Annotated in this window: 23 protein-coding genes; 12 read left to right on the top strand and 11 right to left on the bottom strand. The window is 58.6% G+C overall.

What is annotated here, in order from left to right; translation table 11 throughout:
* The first annotated feature begins 5 nt into the window (after positions 1-5).
* Together ACM6IP_RS06415 and ACM6IP_RS06410 are read left to right on the top strand one after the other, a co-directional pair.
* Complete coding sequence (locus tag ACM6IP_RS06415; protein ID WP_320333334.1) at positions 6-956, top strand: choline sulfate utilization transcriptional regulator; 951 nt, start codon at positions 6-8, stop codon at positions 954-956.
* Between the two features lie 40 nt (positions 957-996).
* Entirely contained in the window at positions 997-1323 is a 327-nt protein-coding gene (locus ACM6IP_RS06410; RefSeq protein ID WP_095165100.1) for a DOPA 4,5-dioxygenase family protein, read from the top strand.
* A gap of 73 nt (positions 1324-1396) precedes the next feature.
* Here the strand turns inward: ACM6IP_RS06410 and trpA are convergent, their stop codons facing one another.
* Both trpA and trpB read right to left on the bottom strand, forming a co-directional pair.
* Entirely contained in the window at positions 1397-2209 is an 813-nt protein-coding gene (gene trpA / locus ACM6IP_RS06405) for a tryptophan synthase subunit alpha (protein ID WP_095165101.1), read from the bottom strand.
* A complete protein-coding gene (trpB, locus tag ACM6IP_RS06400; protein WP_095165102.1) occupies positions 2209-3429 on the bottom strand; it encodes a tryptophan synthase subunit beta in 1221 nt (406 codons plus the stop codon). The genes trpA and trpB overlap by 1 nt, the downstream gene beginning before the upstream one ends.
* A 112-nt stretch (positions 3430-3541) precedes the next feature.
* On the opposite strand from trpB, the gene ACM6IP_RS06395 reads away from it, so the two are divergent.
* Positions 3542-4435, top strand: a complete 894-nt coding sequence (locus tag ACM6IP_RS06395) for a LysR family transcriptional regulator (RefSeq protein WP_095165103.1) — start codon at positions 3542-3544, stop codon at positions 4433-4435.
* Here the strand turns inward: ACM6IP_RS06395 and ACM6IP_RS06390 are convergent.
* Positions 4432-4758, bottom strand: a complete 327-nt coding sequence (locus tag ACM6IP_RS06390) for a DUF883 family protein (protein WP_095165104.1) — start codon at positions 4756-4758, stop codon at positions 4432-4434. The two genes, ACM6IP_RS06395 and ACM6IP_RS06390, sit on opposite strands and share 4 nt — an antisense overlap.
* A 153-nt stretch (positions 4759-4911) precedes the next feature.
* Here ACM6IP_RS06390 and ACM6IP_RS06385 point away from each other — a divergent pair, with 153 nt between their 5' ends.
* Entirely contained in the window at positions 4912-5127 is a 216-nt protein-coding gene (locus ACM6IP_RS06385) for a dodecin (RefSeq protein WP_029290270.1), read from the top strand.
* Between the two features lie 131 nt (positions 5128-5258).
* Complete coding sequence (locus ACM6IP_RS06380; RefSeq protein WP_095165105.1) at positions 5259-5480, top strand: DUF1161 domain-containing protein; 222 nt, start codon at positions 5259-5261, stop codon at positions 5478-5480.
* Positions 5481-5548: 68 nt separating this feature from the next.
* On the opposite strand, the gene ACM6IP_RS06375 is transcribed toward ACM6IP_RS06380, so the two are convergent.
* Positions 5549-6550 (bottom strand): LLM class flavin-dependent oxidoreductase, encoded by a 1002-nt coding sequence (locus ACM6IP_RS06375; protein WP_095165106.1) that lies wholly within the window; start codon positions 6548-6550, stop codon positions 5549-5551.
* Between the two features lie 240 nt (positions 6551-6790).
* On the opposite strand from ACM6IP_RS06375, the gene ACM6IP_RS06370 reads away from it, so the two are divergent.
* On the top strand, positions 6791-7222 hold the full coding sequence (locus tag ACM6IP_RS06370; protein WP_095165107.1) for an OsmC family protein: 432 nt from the start codon (positions 6791-6793) through the stop codon (positions 7220-7222).
* A 184-nt stretch (positions 7223-7406) separates the two neighbouring features.
* Positions 7407-7640 (top strand): DUF1161 domain-containing protein, encoded by a 234-nt coding sequence (locus ACM6IP_RS06365; RefSeq protein WP_401129586.1) that lies wholly within the window; start codon positions 7407-7409, stop codon positions 7638-7640.
* A gap of 6 nt (positions 7641-7646) precedes the next feature.
* Here ACM6IP_RS06365 and ACM6IP_RS06360 read toward each other — a convergent pair whose 3' ends face one another.
* Positions 7647-8069, bottom strand: coding sequence for a hypothetical protein (locus ACM6IP_RS06360; protein ID WP_095165109.1), 423 nt, complete (start codon positions 8067-8069; stop codon positions 7647-7649).
* 40 nt (positions 8070-8109) lie between these two features.
* On the bottom strand, positions 8110-8526 hold the full coding sequence (locus ACM6IP_RS06355) for a hypothetical protein (protein WP_414861165.1): 417 nt from the start codon (positions 8524-8526) through the stop codon (positions 8110-8112).
* Between the two features lie 59 nt (positions 8527-8585).
* Here ACM6IP_RS06355 and ACM6IP_RS06350 point away from each other — a divergent pair, with 59 nt between their 5' ends.
* Positions 8586-9659 (top strand): aminopeptidase, encoded by a 1074-nt coding sequence (locus ACM6IP_RS06350; protein WP_414861164.1) that lies wholly within the window; start codon positions 8586-8588, stop codon positions 9657-9659.
* A 73-nt stretch (positions 9660-9732) separates the two neighbouring features.
* Here the strand turns inward: ACM6IP_RS06350 and ACM6IP_RS06345 are convergent, their stop codons facing one another.
* Positions 9733-10386 (bottom strand): HAD family hydrolase, encoded by a 654-nt coding sequence (locus tag ACM6IP_RS06345; RefSeq protein WP_095165113.1) that lies wholly within the window; start codon positions 10384-10386, stop codon positions 9733-9735.
* A gap of 19 nt (positions 10387-10405) precedes the next feature.
* A complete protein-coding gene (locus tag ACM6IP_RS06340) occupies positions 10406-10951 on the bottom strand; it encodes a gamma carbonic anhydrase family protein (protein ID WP_095165114.1) in 546 nt (181 codons plus the stop codon).
* 62 nt (positions 10952-11013) lie between these two features.
* Here ACM6IP_RS06340 and prlC point away from each other — a divergent pair, with 62 nt between their 5' ends.
* Positions 11014-13092, top strand: coding sequence for an oligopeptidase A (gene prlC / locus ACM6IP_RS06335; protein WP_174244558.1), 2079 nt, complete (start codon positions 11014-11016; stop codon positions 13090-13092).
* The gene (locus ACM6IP_RS06330) at positions 13089-13379 is read left to right on the top strand and encodes a YheV family putative zinc ribbon protein (protein ID WP_401129592.1); all 291 of its coding nucleotides are present in this window, start codon (positions 13089-13091) and stop codon (positions 13377-13379) included. Before prlC ends, ACM6IP_RS06330 begins: the two co-directional genes overlap by 4 nt.
* A 116-nt stretch (positions 13380-13495) precedes the next feature.
* Here ACM6IP_RS06330 and ACM6IP_RS06325 read toward each other — a convergent pair whose 3' ends face one another.
* A complete protein-coding gene (locus ACM6IP_RS06325; protein WP_414861163.1) occupies positions 13496-13801 on the bottom strand; it encodes a hypothetical protein in 306 nt (101 codons plus the stop codon).
* A gap of 219 nt (positions 13802-14020) precedes the next feature.
* Here ACM6IP_RS06325 and ACM6IP_RS06320 point away from each other — a divergent pair, with 219 nt between their 5' ends.
* Positions 14021-15079 (top strand): PA0069 family radical SAM protein, encoded by a 1059-nt coding sequence (locus ACM6IP_RS06320; protein WP_401129593.1) that lies wholly within the window; start codon positions 14021-14023, stop codon positions 15077-15079.
* Between the two features lie 299 nt (positions 15080-15378).
* Here the strand turns inward: ACM6IP_RS06320 and ACM6IP_RS06315 are convergent, their stop codons facing one another.
* Entirely contained in the window at positions 15379-15945 is a 567-nt protein-coding gene (locus ACM6IP_RS06315) for a hypothetical protein (RefSeq protein WP_401129595.1), read from the bottom strand.
* A gap of 366 nt (positions 15946-16311) precedes the next feature.
* Between ACM6IP_RS06315 and ACM6IP_RS06310 the strand changes: the two genes are divergently transcribed.
* Complete coding sequence (locus ACM6IP_RS06310) at positions 16312-17043, top strand: carbonic anhydrase (protein WP_159992975.1); 732 nt, start codon at positions 16312-16314, stop codon at positions 17041-17043.
* Positions 17044-17248: 205 nt separating this feature from the next.
* Here ACM6IP_RS06310 and ACM6IP_RS06305 read toward each other — a convergent pair whose 3' ends face one another.
* Positions 17249-17899 (bottom strand): hypothetical protein, encoded by a 651-nt coding sequence (locus ACM6IP_RS06305; protein ID WP_095165121.1) that lies wholly within the window; start codon positions 17897-17899, stop codon positions 17249-17251.
* Positions 17900-18206 lie beyond the last annotated feature (307 nt).

Raw genomic sequence — 18206 nt, 5'->3', positions numbered from 1 at the left:
ACCTTATGTATGACGCCCTTGGTGAACTCTCCCTGGACCTGTTGCGCACCTTTGAAGCGGCAGCGCGCCATGGCAGTTTCACCGCCGCCGCAGTGGAGTTGGGCACCACCCAACCTGCTGTCAGCCAACAGCTCAAGCGGTTGGAGGAGCAACTGGCAACACGCTTGTTCGACCGCATCTACCGGGGCATCGAGCTGACCGAAGCCGGGTCGATCCTGTTCGAGCAGGTGCAGAGCGGCCTGCAGAGTATCGAGGCCGGGTTGAGCGCGATCAGTGCCCAGCACCAGCATGAGGTGTTGCAGGTGGCCACCGATTTCGCCTTCGCCGCTTACTGGCTGATGCCGCGTCTGCATCGCTTTCACGAGGCCAACCCCCGGGTGGATGTCAGCCTGGTGACCAGCGAACGTAATCACAACATGTTGCGTCCCGACATCGATGTGGCCGTGCTGTTCGGCGAAGGGCGCTTCAAACAGGGTGAAAGTCACTGGTTGTTCAGCGAGGAAGTGTTCCCGGTGTGCAGCCCGCAGCTGCTCAAGGAGCGGCTCGCGCCCCTGCCCGCCCACGCTTTGCTGGAGTTGCCGCTATTGCATCTGCGGGGCGAGAACAGCAGCCATTGGTTCGACTGGAGCGGTGTATTCCGCAGCCTGGGTATCGCCACCGCGCCGACGCCTGGGCAACTGCGGTTTGATAATTACACCCTGTTGATTCAGGCGGCGATTGGCGGTCAGGGCGTGGCCATCGGTTGGCGGCATTTGGTCGATGACCTGCTGGCGCAGGGGCTTTTGGTGCGGCCGATTGCCGAGACGGCGATCTCGGGGTTCGGTTACTACGTGGTGCTGCCCCAGCGCAAACGCCGCAGTGCGTTGATCCAGCAGTTCGTCGACTGGCTGATGAGTGAACAGGCCAGCAGCGCTGAGTCGCTGGCAGGATTGGCCCTGCCGTCCATTGCGGTGTAGCGTTGCCCTTGGGACTTGGATTGGGCAAGACGAGAGCACTATGCAACGGATCAAGGGCTACCACGCCCATGTTTATTTCGACGCGAGCACCCTGGCTCAGGCGCGGGCGCTGTGTGAAGAGGCTGCCCTGCTATTTCCCCTGCAAATGGGCCGAGTCCACGAACGCCCGGTGGGGCCGCACCCGGACTGGAGCTGCCAGTTGGCCTTTGGGCCGGAATTGATCGGCGTGGTGCTGCCGTGGCTGGCGCTGCATCGCAACGGACTGGTGGTGTTCCTGCATCCCGAGACCGGGGATGAGCTGGCCGATCACACGGACCACGCGATCTGGATGGGGGCGATCCGGCCGCTGGACCTGTCGATTTTTTGAGGGGTGGGCTGGCGCCAGAAAAAAAAGGGCCCGGAACATGGTTCCGGGCCCTTGTCTGTTACGGGATCAAGACTTAGCCAACGCGAGCGTTGCGCACACCTTCAGACAGCGCCGCACACAGGCTCAGCACACCATCAATGGCCTGGTCCGGCGTGGTGGCATTGGCGATATGGTCGATCAATGCCGAACCCACCACCACCCCATCTGCCAAGCGGGCAATTGCCGCCGCTTGCTCTGGCGTACGGATGCCGAAGCCGATGCTGATCGGCAGGTCGGTGTGGCGGCGCAAACGGGCCACCGCTTCTTCGACGTGCTCCAGGGTGGCAGCACCTGCGCCCGTCACACCCGCCACCGAGACGTAGTAGACAAAACCGGAGCTGCCATTGAGTACGGTTGGCAGGCGTACGTCGTCGGTAGTCGGGGTGGTCAGGCGGATAAAGTCCAGGCCCGCGGCTTGGGCCGGATCGCACAATTCGCCGTTATGTTCAGGTGGCAGATCGACCACGATCAGGCCATCCACCCCCGCTTCCTTGGCGTCCGCGATGAAGCGTGGAACACCGTAATAGTGAATAGGATTGAAGTACCCCATCAGTACCAGTGGTGTGTCGTTGTTGCTTGCCCGGAACTCGCGAACCATTTGCAGGGTTTTCGCCAGGTTCTGTTTGGCGCCTAGGGCCCGGATGTTCGCAAGCTGAATCGCCGGGCCATCGGCCATCGGATCGGTGAATGGCATGCCGAGCTCAATCACGTCGGCGCCGGCTGCCGGCAGCCCCTTGAGGATCGCCAGGGAGGTGTCGTAGCTGGGGTCGCCAGCAGTGACAAAGGTCACCAGGGCCGCACGGTTTTGCTCTTTGAGTTCGGCGAAACGGGTTTGCAGGCGGCTCATCAGTGTTTCTCCTGCTGAGAGTGTTCCATGTGGAACATTACGGTTTGCATGTCCTTATCACCACGACCAGACAGGTTGACCACCATCAGGTGATCCTTGGGCAAGGTCGGTGCGCGCTTGAACACTTCGGCTAGGGCGTGGGCGCTTTCCAGTGCCGGAATGATCCCTTCCAGGCGGCAGCACTTGTGGAACGCGTCGAGGGCTTCATCGTCGGTCACAGAGGTGTACTGGGCGCGACCGATGTCATGCAACCAGGCGTGTTCAGGGCCAATGCCCGGGTAGTCGAGGCCAGCGGAAATCGAGTGGGCATCAATGATCTGGCCGTCGTCGTCCTGCAGCAGGAAGGTGCGATTGCCGTGGAGCACACCAGGTACCCCGCCGTTCAGGCTGGCGGCGTGCTTGCCGGTTTCGATGCCATGACCGGCCGCTTCAACCCCGATGATCTCGACGCTGGTCTCGTCGAGGAACGGATGGAACAGGCCCATGGCGTTGGAGCCACCGCCGATGCATGCCACCAGGCTGTCAGGCAGACGACCTTCCTGGGCTTGCAACTGGTCACGGGTTTCCTTGCCGATCACGGCCTGGAAGTCACGGACCATCGCCGGATAAGGATGCGGGCCGGCGACGGTGCCGATCAGGTAGAAGGTGTTGTCGACGTTAGTCACCCAGTCACGCAGGGCTTCGTTCATTGCGTCTTTCAGGGTGCCGGTGCCGGCCACTACCGGGATCACTTCGGCACCCAGCAGTTTCATGCGAAACACGTTGGCCTGTTGGCGCTCGATGTCGGTGGTGCCCATGTAGATCACGCACTCCAGACCAAAACGCGCGGCTACAGTGGCAGTGGCCACACCGTGCATGCCGGCGCCGGTCTCGGCGATGATGCGTTTTTTGCCCATGCGCCGTGCCAGCAGGATCTGGCCGATGCAGTTGTTGATCTTGTGTGCGCCGGTGTGGTTCAGCTCTTCACGCTTGAGGTAGATCTTGGCGCCGCCACAGAACTCGGTCAGGCGTTCGGCAAAGTACAGCGGGCTCGGACGTCCGACGTAATCGCGCTGGAAGTAGGCCAGTTCTTCTTTGAACGCCGGATCTTCCTTGGCCGCTTCGTATTCGCGGGCCAGGTCGAGGATCAACGGCATCAGGGTTTCGGCGACGTAGCGGCCACCGAACGCGCCAAACAGGCCGTTGGCGTCAGGGCCGTTGCGCAGATTAGTCTGGGTCATGGGGCGCTCCAGTTGAATGCGTGAAGTGACAATGGCGTTCACTCTACCCCTGACGTCGATGGCTGAAAACCGATAAGATCGCCACAACCTGTCAGGAAAACTCACAGATACCATGAGCCACGACCTGCCCCCTCTCAACGCCCTGCGCGCCTTCGAAGCCGCTGCCCGCCTGCACAGTGTCAGTCAGGCGGCGGAGCAATTGCACGTTACCCATGGAGCAGTCAGCCGGCAGCTGAAAGTGCTCGAGGAGCACTTGGGGGTGAGTCTGTTCGTCAAGGACGGACGCGGCCTGAAACTCACAGATGCCGGCGTACGTCTGCGCGACGCCAGCACAGAGGCATTCGAGCGCCTGCGCACGGTCTGCGGTGAGCTGACTCAGGGCCACGCCGAGGCGCCTTTTGTCCTGGGCTGCTCCGGTAGTCTGCTGGCTCGTTGGTTTATTCCGCGCCTGGGGCGGTTGAATGCCGATCTGCCGGATTTGCGCTTGCACCTGTCGGCCGGCGAAGGTGACCTGGACCCGCGTCGTCCGGGCCTGGATGCCTTGCTGGTATTCGCCGAGCCGCCATGGCCTGCGGATATGCAGGTGTATGAACTGACCAGCGAACGAATCGGCCCGGTGCTCAGCCCCCGCTTCTCCGGGTATGAGTCGCTGCGTGACGCACCGGCCAGTGCCTTGCTCGAATTACCCTTGTTGCATACCACATCGCGACCGCAAGCCTGGCCCAGCTGGGCACAGCACAATCAACTCGACCCCGGGGCCTTGAAGTTCGGCCAGGGTTTCGAGCATTTGTATTACTTGCTGGAGGCGGCCGTGGCCGGGCTGGGTGTGGCGATTGCCCCACAGCCATTGGTGGCCGAGGACGTGAAGGCGGGTCGCCTGGTTGCGCCGTGGGGGTTTTCTCAAACCCCGGCGCAACTGGCGTTGTGGTTACCCAAGCGCGCCGCGGACGGACGCGCTCGGCAGCTGGCGCAGTGGCTCAAAAACGAGCTGCGCCAGGCAGATTAATCACCGCGTTTGCACAGCAGGTAGGCCGCCAGCAAACCCAGGGCCCCGACGGCTACACCCGCGGTGGTCCAGGGGTGTTCCTGCGCGTAATCGCGGGTCGCGATCCCGGTCTCACGGGTTTTCACTTTGACTTCTGTATAGGCATCGCTGAGCAGGCTGCGCGAGTGTTTCAGCGCGCTCTCGGCATTGCTTTTGAGGGACTTGAGGGTTTTCAGCGACTCGTCCGAGGCATCACTTTTCAGGCTTTCCAACGACTTGAGCAGACTCTCGATCTCGGCTTCCATGCTTTGCAATGAGGCTTTACGTAAAGAGGTGTTGGCCATGGTGGCTCTCCTGCATTGATTGAGTAGCGTGTGTTGGTTCCGACTCCAGCAGTTCGTGAAAGTGCAGAAAATATGAACCTTAGCAGCAGAAATGCCCACAGAAGAAATACCGAAAATCACTGCTAGGCTGTAGGAACACCCAAGGAGATCGCCATGACAGACCACCACACGTACAAGAAAGTCGAACTGGTTGGCTCCTCGCCCACCAGTATCGAGGACGCCATCAACAATGCCTTGGCTGAGGCCAGCAAAAGCATCAAGCACCTGGAATGGTTTGAGGTCACTGAAACCCGAGGCCACATCAAGGACGGCAAGGCCGCGCACTTCCAGGTGACGCTGAAGGTCGGGTTCCGGATTGCGAATAGCTGAAGATGAACTAGATTTCTGAACTTGTGAGCTGGCCGATTGCCATAGGGAGTGGCAAAGCGCTACTTAATCTGCGAGCGCTGATGCCTTGGGCTAAACGCTAATCCTATTGATCCGACCAGGGAATGTGACCGATGAAGAAGTTGATTCTGGCTATTGGTTTGCTGAGCATCGCAGGAACAACCCTTGCGGCCGGTAAGCCTTGTGAAGAACTGAAAGCGGAAATTGCAGCGAAACTCGATGCCAAGGGCGTGTCAGGTTATTCGTTGGAAATCGTCGACAAGGGCACTGCGGCTGACGGTAAAGTCGTAGGCACCTGTGAAGGTGGTTCCAAGGAAATCGTCTACAAGAAGTAGTTTGAATTCGCTGCAAGTGAAAAGCCGACGCTCTGGCGTCGGCTTTTTTATGGGCGCGGGGTAAGTGCTCAGCCTCTCATCACCTGCGCCAGCAGCTCGTAGGAGTGCAGGCGATCGGCGTGCTCGTACAGGTCACAGGTGAAGATCAATTCATCGGCCTGGGTCTGTTCGATCAGGACTTCCAGCTTGCCGCGAATTTTTGCCGGACTGCCGACCATGGCCAGCCCGAGGAAATCCCCGACTGCCTGTTTCTCATGGGGTAACCACAGGCCGTCCATGCTCTCGACGGGCGGGCGCTGAACCAGGCTTTGCCCACGCATCAGCGCGAGGATGCGCTGGTAGACCGACGTAGCCAGGTACTCGGCCTGCTCATCGGTGTCGGCGGCGACCAGTGGTACGCCGAGCATCACATAGGGCTTGTCGAGGACCGCTGATGGCTTGAAGTGATTGCGATAGACGCGAATCGCCTCGTGCATGTAGCGCGGTGCGAAATGCGAGGCAAAGGCGTAGGGCAAACCGCGTTCGCCCGCCAGCTGTGCGCTGAACAGGCTGGAACCCAGGAGCCACACCGGGACGTTGGTGCCGGTACCGGGCATGGCGATGATGCGTTGGTCCGGTGTGCGGGGGCCGAGGTAGCGCACCAGTTCGGCGACGTCTTCGGGGAAGTCATCGGCACTGCCGGAACGTTCACGGCGCAAGGCGCGAGCGGTCAGTTGATCGGAACCCGGGGCACGGCCCAGGCCCAGGTCGATGCGGCCCGGATAGAGGCTTTCCAGGGTGCCGAACTGTTCGGCGATCACCAGTGGTGCATGGTTGGGTAGCATCACCCCGCCGGAGCCGACACGAATGCTCGACGTGCCGCCGGCCAGATAACCCAGCAACACCGAGGTGGCGGAGCTGGCAATGCCGTCCATGTTGTGGTGCTCGGCGACCCAGAAGCGGTTGTAACCCCATTTTTCGACGTGCTGCGCCAGGTCCAGCGAGTTGCGCAAGGATTGGGCCGGGCTGCCGTTCTCCCGCACGGGCACCAGGTCGAGGGTCGAGAACTTGATATCGGACAGTTGTTTCATAAGCCTGCGTCTCCAAGGGGTATGCAGGCTTTTCTCACTAACGAAAACCTGCCGAATGTATAAGCCTGTTCTATGCAATGTGGGCATATACCCGAGTTTCAATAGCTGACCTGAAAATGCCTACCAGATAAGCGGTTCTATCCGACAGGGTGAACTTTGTCCGGCCATCTATCCTCAGAACCCTTAGCTACCGAAAACCATCAAGGCGCGACTCTCGCGCCGGATCTTGAGGAGGCACACATGAGCATCAAGAAGAAAGCATCGGCACATTGGGAAGGTGACCTGAAAACAGGGATCGGCTCGATTTCCACGGAAACCGGGGTCCTCAGGGAAGCCCCCTACGGCTTCAAGGCGCGTTTCGAGGGGGGTAAGGGGACCAACCCCGAAGAACTGATCGGCGCAGCACATGCAGGCTGTTTCTCCATGGCCTTTTCGATGATTCTCGGCGACGCCGGCCTTAAGGCCGAGAGCATTGATACGCAGGCAGAGGTGACCCTGGATCAGGTCGACGGTGGTTTTGCGATTACCGCCGTGCACCTGATTCTCAAGGCAAAAATCCCCGGCGCCAGCCAGCAGCAATTTGACGAGTTGAGCAAAAAAGCCAAGGAAGGTTGCCCGGTGTCCAAGGTGCTGAACGCGACAATCACCCTGGATGGCACGCTCGTCAGTTGAACCTCTCCTCCCCCACATAGGAGTTGGCTTGCCAGCGAAACGGACCTGTCTGACACCACGAGTTGGCAGATTCGCCAACAAGCCGACTCCTACAAATCAGAACTCCCAGGGCGAAATTGTGGTCGAATAAATGACAGCAGCCCAAGCGCACACCCGTGCGCGCTGCTTCAAGGGAGCTTCAACCATGAAACGTTTTGCCTTGGCGGTTATCTGCGGTGCGCTGGCCACATCGGCCCTGGCGGCGCCAAAACCGTGCGAAGAACTCAAGGCCGAGATCGAAGCCAAGATCCAGGCCAACAACGTATCGTCCTATACGCTGGAAATTGTCAGCAATGATGATGTGCATGACCAGAACATGGTGGTCGGCACCTGCGACGGCGGTAGCAAAAAAATCATCTATCAAAAGAACGACCGCTAAGACGCCTCAGGGCACGCAATTGACCTGACGTTCTTCGGCAACGAGCTGGCGCTGGGCGTTGTACAGCCGGGCGCTGGGGGTAAAGGCCAGTGAACGGGCCTCGAGCCGGTAACGCTGGCCCGCTTCGAAATGCTCGTAAGGGATGGTCATGTAGCACAACCGCTCCTGCGGGTCGGTGTTCATGCCCATGCCACCGCCAAACACTTCAAAGTCAAAACGCACGGTCAGTTCATGGCTGCCCGGCGTGACCTGGAAAAAACGCCCATCACGCTGTGGTTGATTGTCCAGGCGCTCGGCCATCAGGACTTTTCCGCCGGGGGTTGGCATGGCGAAGTCGACCCAGGCCATGTTCGGATTGACATCCGGCAGGGGGCTGGCGGCGCACGCAGACAATGCGCCGAGGGCAAAGAACAGCAAATACCTGTGCATGATTCAGTTCCGGGTGGTCAGGCATTCAGCATAGCGCCGATCAGCTGCGCTGACAGCCCGCTGGTTGCGCCTGGCCAACCACTTTGCGCTGTTCGTCGTAGAGTTTGGCCCAAGGACGAAAGCCAATGTTGCCAGCCTGCAACTGATAGCGTTGGCCAGCGTTGAAGTCGTTGAATTTCACGCTCAACTGACAATCTCGCCACAACGGCTCGGCGTCTGGGCCGATGTTGGTTGGATCGACGGTGAACTGATAACGCACCGTCAGTTCATGGCGCCCGGGCGGAACCTGGAAGTAGCGTTTGTCCACAGAGGCTTTGTCATCCACCTCCAGCGCTTGCAATGCAGCGTCTTCAGGGTGAGGTGCAAAGTCGATCCAGGCTTGCGTCGGGTCGGGTTGGGGCAATCCAGCACAGCCGGCCAGCATCAGCAGGCTTCCAGTCAGCAGTAACACGCGCATAGCGAAGCTCCAGTCAGGCGAGATAGTCTTGCGGGCAGACTCCCCAAGGATGATTCGATGTGATCAGGCTGCTTCCAAGCCATCGGTTACTTGATCGCGTTTTGCGCGTTTTGTTTCCGGCTGTGATGTTTTTGTTGCTCAACGGTTGTGCCAGCGTCGATTACTACAGCCAGTTGGCCAGCGGTCAGTGGCAGTTGCTGCGGGCTCGCGAGCCGGTCAGCAAGGTGCTGGCTGATCCGGCCAGCGACGCGACATTGCGCGCACACCTGGAGCAATCGCAAAAGGCCCGCGACTTCGCCAGCCAGCACCTGCACCTGCCGGACAACCTGAGCTATCGCCTCTACGCAGACCTAGGTCGCCCCTATGTGGTGTGGAATGTGTTCGTCACTGCGGAATTTTCCCTCAGTCCGCAGAACCATTGCTTCCCAATTGCCGGGTGCGTGGCCTACCGCGGGTACTACCGCCAGAGTGCGGCGCGGGGCGAGGCAGCCCTGCAGCGACTGCAGGGCATGGATGTCTCGATCAGTGGCGTGGAGGCCTATTCAACCTTGGGTTGGTTCAATGACCCGATCCTCAATTCGATGCTGGGCTGGGGCGACGAGCGCCTGGCCAGCCTGATTTTTCATGAGCTGGCGCATCAGCGTTTTTATCTGAAGGACGACACTGAGTTCAACGAGTCGTTTGCCACCTTCGTTGAGCAGCAAGGCACTCGGCAATGGCGCATAGCCCGCGGGTTACCCCCGGCCAACGACGCCCGGGTGCGACAGCGCGAGCAGTTCACCCAGTTGCTGCTGGACTGTCGCACGCGCCTGGAGGCCCTGTACGCCCTGCCCTTGCCGAGTGAGCAGATGCGCCAGCGCAAGAACGCCGAGTTCGAGCGCTTGCGCAGCGACTACCGAACCCTACGTGACAGCCAATGGGCCGGCGATAAGCGTTACGACGCCTGGATCTACGCCCCCATTAACAACGCGCGTCTGCTGCCCTTCGGTCTGTACGAGCAATGGGTGCCGGCGTTTGCCCAGTTGTTCAGGCAGTCGGCGGGGGATTGGCAGAGGTTCTACGACGCCGTCGAACAGTTAGGTGCGTTACCGGCGCAGCAGCGCAAGGCGGCCCTGAGGTCGTTGTCTGGCTAAGGGGCGCCATCGGGGGCAAGCCTCGCTCCAAGGGGGGCGCTTGTAGCAGCAAGGCTTGCCCGCGATGACAATCTTAATCGTCGCGCAAAAACGCTTGATGCAACTGCGCCAGCGTTTCGAAGTAGTACGCTGGGTGCTCGGCGTTCAGTTCTTCAAGGCTGCCAAAGCCATAGCCCACCGCGGCGGCATCCAGGCCGTTGCGCTTGGCGCCGATCAGGTCGTGTTTACGATCGCCGATCATCAGGGTGCTGCTTGGGTCCAGCCCCTCCTCGGCCACCAGGTGGGCAATCAGTTCGACCTTGTCGGTGCGGGTGCCGTCCAGCTCACTGCCGTAGATCACCTTGAAGTGTCGGTCGAAATCGAAGTGGCGCGCGATCTCCCGGGCAAAGATCCAGGGTTTCGACGTTGCGATATACAGCTCTCGCCCCTGCCCGCTCAAGGTTTCCAGCAGTGGTGTGACGCCATCGAACACCCGATTTTCATAGAGCCCGGTGACTTTGAAGCGCTCACGGTAGAAGTTCACCGCGTCCCACGCCTTGGCCTCGTCGAAGGCGTAGAACTGCATGAAGGCCTGCAGCAAGGGCGGGCCGATGAAGTGTTCAAGTTTGCCGAGGTCCGGCTCATCAATCCCCAGTTTGCCCAAGGCGTACTGGATGGAACGGGTGATCCCTTCGCGCGGGTCGGTCAGAGTGCCATCAAGGTCGAATAAAACGCTTTGGTAATGCATGAAAATTCCCGAATGAGAGTCAGAGCTGGTCGTAGCCTTCGGCCAGATGCAGGTCTTTGAGCTTGACGTAGTTGGCCGCGCTGTAGGTAAAGAATGCGCGCTCCTTGTCGGTCAACGGCCGGGCCTGTTTTACCGGGCTGCCCACATACAGGAAGCCGCTGGCCAGGCGTTTACCTGGCGGCACCAGGCTTCCCGCGCCGATGATCACCTCGTCCTCGACCACGGCCCCGTCCATCACAATGCTGCCCATGCCGATCAGAATCCGGTTGCCGACGGTGCAGCCGTGCAGCATGACTTTGTGGGCAATGGTCACGTCATCGCCGATCAGCAGCGGGAAACCGTCTGGGTTGAATGGCCCGGCGTGGGTGATGTGCAGTACGCAGGCGTCCTGCACGCTGGTGCGCTGGCCAATGCGGATGCGGTGCATGTCGCCGCGGATCACGGTCAGCGGCCAGACGGAGCTGTCGGCGCCTATTTCGACGTCGCCGATCACCACTGCCGAACCGTCGACAAACGCGCCATGGTCGAGCACGGGAGTGTGGTTCTGATACTTGCGAAGGGACACGATAGGCTCTCTCTCTGTTGCTGATAGCTGCGGTTGGCGTCGATTGTAATTAAGATGGGGCAATGTTTCTTCCAGCCAAGGTGCCAACCGTGAGCGTGAACAACCCTCTTTTGCAGTCCTACGACCTGCCGCCGTTCTCGGCGATCCGCGCCGAGCATGTACAACCGGCCATCGAACAGATACTCGCGGACAACCGCGCTGCCATTGCCGACCTCCTCAAGACCCAGGGCACTGAACCGACCTGGGCCGGCCTGGTGCTGGCGATGGATGAGCTCAACGACCGCCTGGGCGCCGCCTGGAGCCCGGTCAGCCACCTTAACGCGGTGTGCAACAGCGCCGAATTGCGTGAAGCTTACGAGTCCTGCCTGCCAGCGCTGAGCGCCTACTCCACCGAGCTGGGGCAGAACCGTGAACTGTTCCAGGCCTTCGAAGCCCTGGCCAACAGCCCGCAGGCGGCCGGCTTTGATGTGGCGCAAAAAACCATCCTCGAACATTCCCTGCGGGACTTCCGCCTGTCGGGTATCGACCTGCCGGAGGCTGAGCAAAAGCGTTATGCCGAGGTGCAGAGCAAGCTGTCTGAACTGGGCAGCCGCTTTTCCAACCAGTTGCTCGATGCCACCCAGGCCTGGACCAAGCACATCACCGAGGAGGCCGCCCTCGCCGGCCTGACGGATTCGGCCAAGGCGCAAATGGCCGCCGCGGCGCAAGCCAAGGAGCTGGATGGCTGGTTGATCAGCCTGGAGTTTCCGAGCTACTTCGCGGTAATGACCTACGCCCATGACCGTGCATTGCGCGAAGAAGTCTACGCCGCCTACTGCACTCGTGCGTCGGACCAGGGTCCCAACGCCGGTCAGAACGATAACGGGCCGGTGATGGAAGAGATCCTCGACTTGCGTCAGGAACTGGCCCGGCTGCTGGGCTACAGCAGTTTCTCGGAACTGAGCCTGGCGACCAAAATGGCGGAGTCCAGCGATCAGGTCCTGAGCTTCCTGCGGGACCTGGCCAAGCGCAGCAAGCCGTTCGCCGCCCAGGATCTGGAGCAGTTGAAGGCCTATGCGGCCGAACAGGGCTGTGCTGACCTGCAAAGCTGGGACAGTGGTTTCTACGGGGAAAAACTCCGTGAGCAGCGTTACAGCGTCGCTCAAGAGGCGCTGCGCGCGTACTTCCCGATCGATAAAGTACTGGGCGGTCTGTTCGCTATCGTCCAACGCCTGTACGGCATCGAGATCGCCGAGCAGACGGGGTTCGACACCTGGCATCCGGATGTTCGCCTATTCGAAATCAAGGAAAACGGCGAGCACGTTGGCCGCTTCTTCTTCGACCTGTACGCGCGCGCCAACAAGCGCGGTGGTGCCTGGATGGACGGTGCCCGCGACCGTCGTCGCACTGCCGAGGGTGTTCTGCAAAGCCCGGTAGCCAACCTGGTGTGTAACTTCACCCCGGCCGACAGTGGCAAGCCGGCGCTATTGACCCATGATGAAGTCACCACCCTGTTCCACGAGTTTGGCCACGGCTTGCATCACCTGCTGACCCGAGTCGAGCATGCGGGTGTATCCGGTATCAATGGTGTGGCCTGGGATGCGGTCGAGTTGCCGAGCCAGTTCATGGAGAACTGGTGCTGGGAGCCGGAAGGCCTGGCGCTGATTTCCGGTCACTATGAAACCGGCGAGCCACTGCCACAGGACTTGCTGCAGAAAATGCTCGCGGCGAAGAACTTCCAGTCGGGCCTGATGATGGTGCGTCAGTTGGAGTTTTCCCTGTTCGACTTCGAACTGCACGCCACCCACGGCGATGGTCGCAGCGTGCTGCAGGTGCTCGAAGGCGTGCGCGACGAGGTCTCGGTCATGCGTGCGCCGGCCTACAACCGCTTCCCCAACAGTTTCGCGCACATCTTTGCCGGTGGTTACGCCGCGGGTTACTACAGCTACAAATGGGCGGAAGTGCTGTCGGCTGACGCGTTCTCCAGATTTGAGGAGGAAGGTGTACTCAACGCTGCGACCGGTCGGGCCTTCCGTGAGGCGATCCTGGCGCGTGGAGGCTCCCAGGAGCCAATGGTGCTGTTCGTCGACTTCCGCGGACGTGCACCGTCGATTGACGCACTCTTGCGCCACAGCGGCCTGGATGAGGGCGCGGCAGCATGAGTGATGGGCCTGTGAGCATAACCAAGAAGCGCTTTATCGCGGGAGCAGTGTGCCCGGCGTGCAGCGAGCCGGACAAATTGATGATGTGGAGTGAAGACGACGTACCGCACCGCGAATGCGTGGCGTGCGGTTACTCGGACACACTCAATGAGCAGGGTCTGTCGGTTCCCAAGGAGTTGGGGACGCGGGTCAACACCAGTGCCGTGAAGGTGGCTGATACCAAGGTTCAGACTGTGCAGTTCTTTGTGAACCCGAAGTTGAAGAAAAAAACTGACGAGGCACAGTAACGGCAACTAACAAAGCCGGCTCTCTGAGAAGCCGGCTTTGTTCAGGCTAATGTGCTGATTTATGATCAGCCATTAACTTTAATCCACTTTAATATCATTCGACTTATAAGTTCAATTCAAGGACTGGTAATACTGGCGTAGGCTTTTGCCAAGGCCAGGAGTTTTGCCTTGTCATCCTCATCGATATCACGGTCATCATCGACATCCTTGTTGATGTTGGCAATGCTGAACGACTGGCCGCCATCGTAGGAGGACGCAATAATTGTGGTGGAGTCCAGCAACGCCTCGGTCGGCGCCTCGTTTTGCTGATCCCAGCCTGACTCTTTTAATGCAAACTGCATGGACACCAGGACTTCATTTGGATCAACCACAGTGGGACCCAGTTTTTGCAGAAAAATGCCACGACGATTGAAGTACGACATTATTAAATCCTTTTAAATAATGATCAAAGTTATAAACGAACGTCTGGATACTATCGAGGTGCACCTGACGATCGCCACTTCATTGTTGTAACGCAGCATGTCGCCAAGTTCATTGTGTTGTTATAAGAGCGCTCATTAGCGTTGTGCAGGTGCCGAACGGCACTAGGCGGAGAATGGTTCGGGGTGTACTGTATATTCATACAGTCAAAGGGCTCCTCCATGAATTCGCCATTACCCCCGCGCGGTCGTGGTACCGCAACAAACCCGTACAACCGCTTCGCGTCGAGCCGCTCAGTCGCCGAAGACGATGGTTGGTACCAGGAAGTGCCGCTGACCCAAGGCACCGAGGTGCGCATTGAAACGGCGAAGACCATCATCACCCGCAACAACTCGCCAGACTTACCCTTCGACCGTTCGATCAATCCATATCGGGGCTGTGAGCACGGTTGTATCTACTGCTACGCGCGGCCCAGCCATGCGTATTGGGACCTATCCCCCGGTCTGGATTTCGAGACCCGGCTGATTGCCAAAACCAACGCCGCCGATGTGCTTGAGGAGCAACTGTCCAAGCGTGGCTACCGGTGCGCGCCGATCAATCTCGGCTCAAATACCGACCCCTATCAACCGATCGAGCGCGAACACCGAATTACCCGGCAAATTCTCCAGGTACTACTACGCTATCGGCATCCAGTGACGATTATCACCAAGGGGGCGCTGATCCTGCGCGATCTGGATCTGTTGACCGAATTGGCTTCGCAGCGGCTGGTGGCGGTGATGATCAGCCTGACCAGTCTCGACGACGAGCTCAAGCGCATTCTTGAACCGCGTACAGCGGCGCCCAAGGCACGATTGCGGGCCATCAGGGTGATGCGTGAGGCAGGTATTCCGGTGGGCGTGCTGTGCTCGCCAATGATTCCGATGATCAACGATAGCGAGTTGGAGAGTCTGCTGGCGGCCGCCCAGGCGGCTGGTGCCCAGAGCGCGGCCTACATGATGTTGCGTCTGCCGCTGGAGGTCGCACCGCTCTTCGAGGAATGGCTGGCGGCGCATTACCCGCAACGAGCGGCGCATGTGCTGAGCCTGATACGCCAGAGTCGTGGCGGCGAGTTGTACGACAGTCGCTTTGGCGTGCGAATGCGCGGTGAGGGGCCGTTCGCTGACTTGCTGGCACAACGGTTTGCCAAGGCAATGAAGCGGCTGGGGCTGAATCAGCGTGAGGGGTTCAACCTCGATTGCACGGCTTTTTGTCCTCCGGGTGCGCAGATGTCGTTATTGTAGATAACGATTAGGCCTGTTTTATCGTGGTACGTAATATGCGTAACGGTACGTTAATGTCGGTTTTTGGCTTGTGGCGCTTGTTGCCAGGTGGTCGATTCCGATTGAGATACGTATTACCAGCCGCTGGTTGCGCCAGCTTCGCTTAACCAGACCTTCGGCCAACTACTCAGGTATCAAGGGGGTGTCGGTAGACGGATAATGTACCGACGCCCCAGGTTGACCGTAACTTGCCAAGCCTGTCCTTGGTCTTGGATTACAGCACTGGGACGTCGGGTGCTCAGAGTTACTAGCGTAATTAATTAACTGGTAAACCAGCCTTGAATCCAGCCGCTAATATTATTGAAAGTCGACTTGATATCGGCGAAGGCGTTTTTAACCCACGTGATAGTTTCGGCTACAACTTTTGTAATGAAGGCATTGAGTTTTTCCGACATGATTCGGAATAGATTGAAAATAATATCAGTTGTGGACATTATTGCTTTTTGTGCGTTCGGATGCCGCTCGCCGATTTCAATGGCCTTGTCGAAAATCCGGTCAATATTTTTTTCGGATTGCTCTTTTTCGTAGGCGCGTCTTTCATTCATTTGCTGTTTGAATGTCGCAATGGCAGCTGCATCACCCGCAGCGTTGCTCAAGTTTTGGGCGTCGTTGGTAATGCTGAGTTCTACGCTCTGATTCTGGGTGGTAGCCAGCATTTTTGCTGTCGATTTCAGTTCTTCCAGTGCGATTGTTTCATCTGGGGAAACGTCATCTAGTTGGGTAGCATTGGGCATGGAGAAACTACGCGCGGGTTGTTGTTTGCCACCCGCCAACACGGATTTGTGGTGGGCGCGAAGTTCGTTCATGGTTTCGACAAAAGCAGTCATTGGGTTCATTCCTTTGAAGGTGTTTTTAGTTTTCAAGTGCTGGTGCACTTGCTGGTTAGATTAATGAGAATTTCAGAATAAAGTAGGCTTAAAGCCTTTCTTTTTGTTTCTTGAGCCAGGCATAAAAGTTGTTCGCTGCCCAGTCAGGATTAGGTGTTGCTGTTAATGTATTCGTAGCGATTGTTCGTGCCACAAGTGTTGAACTGTCGCATATGCTGCTCAATTGTCTTTGTTCAGTCTCAATTAAGTCCGAGGGTTATTGCGGTGTCTGGCTTGTTCTTTGTGGGTGACGCCACCGTCGTTTGCATTGCACCTGAGTGATGTAAACTCTGGGGCACCCCCCTAATGTGCCAACGAGGATGAGTGATGAGTGACAAAGACAAGCCACCGTTGGCTGCATCGGCTTCAGCCCTTCCAGAGGCTGAAAGCGCCGATGCAGCGCTGCAGCACATTGTTGACGGCTTTCTGCATTTTCATCATGAAGTCTTCCCGCAACAGGAAGAACTCTTCAAGAAGCTCGCTACGGCCCAGCGGCCACGGGCAATGTTTATCGCGTGTGCCGATTCGCGAATCGTCCCTGAACTCATCACGCAAAGCGCGCCAGGCGACCTGTTCGTCACGCGCAATGTGGGCAACGTCGTCCCGCCTTACGGGCAAATGAATGGCGGTGTGTCTACGGCCATCGAATATGCCGTGCTGGCGCTGGGTGTTCAGCACATCATCATTTGCGGGCACTCCGATTGCGGCGCCATGCGGGCGGTCCTCAACCCGCAGAGCCTGGAAAAGATGCCCACGGTCAAAGCCTGGCTAGTTCATGCGGAAGTCGCCAAAAGCATGGTCCAGGACAACTGTCAGTGCGCCACCGAACACGAAAGCATGCAGGTACTGACCGAAGAAAACGTGATCGCCCAGCTGCAGCATTTGCGTACTCACCCCTCAGTGGCTTCGCGCATGGCCAACGGTCAGTTGTTCATCCATGGCTGGGTCTACAGTATCGAATCCAGTGAAATAAAAGCCTACGACGCGGACAAGGGCTGCTTCTTGCCTTTGGACGGTAGCCTTCCGATCCCCATGGCGACGCCCAAGGCGCGCTTCTAGATCTTGCGTGGCGGGTCGGGGCGGCTGAAAAAGCGTGCAGGCTTCGCCATACCGAATCAATCCGGGGAAGGCTCATGGAGGGGGCGACTGAAAGCGCTTCAGCCAAGGAAGCTGCTGGCTTGCAGGGTGATGTTTCTGGCTGAGGTTCAGCCGGTCAAAGTCCTTGTGGGAGTAAGCAAGGCTACTCCCACAAGTGTTGGAGGGGTCAGGCGGCTGGTTGATCCAGCTCCAGGCCCACACCCAGTTGGCGCGACAGGCACGGCCAGCGTTTCCAGGCGGCACCGGTGTCCGGGCTGTTGAGTTTTTCCCGATAGGCTTCGACGGACTCCAGGGCGAAGCTGTCTTCGTTGAGCATTTCGTCAACGGCGTGATGAACCGCCTCATCCAGTTGATTGGCGAAGTCTTCGCCGATCAGTTGGTGGGCAATCAGGTTGGCGACAGTCATGTCCAAGGGGATCAGTGGCTGGCCGAAATGTTTGATGTAGAGGTCGTTCACTTCTTCTACCAGGCGATGGGCCAGGTAGGCTTCGTCCAGCAGGCTGTCCAGGCCTACGTGGCCGTTCATGATTGCCGGCGGTTGGAGGAAGAACTGCTCGGCGATCTTCAGGACCGGCTTGATCTGTGATTCGATCCCGGCTTCGCGCGCGACTTCGTTGGCAGCGTCGAGCAGGTCCGGGACCTGGTCGATGTAGGCGGCCACAAAACGGGTCATCACGCCCTTGGCGTCGACGTCCGGCAATTGGATAGCGGCATGCAGGTGGGGCAATTGGACTTCCAGCTGACGGGTCAGCTGACCGGTTTCGGACTCATGTAAATGGGCACGTTGAATCTGCTCGCGCAATGCGGCGGTGTTCATGAAAACTCCAGGAAACGAAGGCAAGGAAATAGGGGAAGACATAAGTTAGCTTGCTTATGAAAACCGTTAAGACGTATTTGTCATAATTGTTTCACCTTTGATGCATCCAAGTTATATCGATTTGCCATCACCTGGTCACATCCTTCTCCATCCGCAGCCTGCGGCGCAAGCCCCAGGTGTTTCAGCTGATTTACGCCATCGCGTTGCGAGGTCCCACTCGCTGTCTATACTCGGTTCTGTATGAAGTTAGCTGATGACGCCCGACTGCATGTGCAGCAAGGCTTGGCGGTTTAAGTTCGTAGTCTAG

The sequence above is a fragment of the Pseudomonas sp. IT-P176 genome (assembly GCF_949767245.1).
In the GTDB taxonomy this organism is placed as follows: Bacteria; Pseudomonadota; Gammaproteobacteria; order Pseudomonadales; family Pseudomonadaceae; genus Aquipseudomonas.
This window is presented reverse-complemented; position numbering and strand designations above follow the sequence as displayed.